We start from the raw sequence: 542 nt of genomic DNA on the forward strand, positions 1-542 counted from the left end.
ACCATCAGTTCCTTGAAACAGAGAAGTATGATGCAAAACCGACATACAAGAAGTTCCTCGGCTACAGACCTGGCGTATATGTCATCGGTGACATGATTGTCTATGTCGAGAACAGCGATGGCAACACAAATGTGCGCTTTTATCAGGCTGAGACCCACAAGAGATTCTTTGCCCTACTGGAAGCCAACAGCATCCGTGTGAATCGCTTCAGAGCCGACTGTGGTTCGTGCTCGAAGGAAATTGTCAGTGAGATAGAGAAGCATTGCACGCACTTCTACATCCGCGCCAACAGATGCAGTTCGCTCTACGATGACTTGTTTTCACTGAGGGGATGGAAGACGGAGGAAATCAACGGCATCCAGTTTGAACTCAATTCCATTCTTGTTGAGAAATGGGAAGGCAAGTGCTATCGTCTTGTCATTCAGAGACAAAAGCGCATGGATGGAGAGCTTGACTTGTGGGAAGGTGAATACACCTACAGATGCATTCTTACCAACGATTATGACTCATCAACAAGAGACATCGTCGAATTTTACAACAAG

1 pseudogene is annotated in these 542 nt (G+C 46.1%); it reads left to right on the forward strand.

The window, feature by feature from the left end:
* Positions 1-542, forward strand: a pseudogene (locus GCU56_RS23205) (IS1380-like element IS614 family transposase); the annotation flags it as partial.

The sequence above is a fragment of the Geodermatophilus sabuli genome (assembly GCF_010686765.1).
In the GTDB taxonomy this organism is placed as follows: Bacteria; Actinomycetota; Actinomycetes; order Mycobacteriales; family Geodermatophilaceae; genus Geodermatophilus; species Geodermatophilus sabuli_A.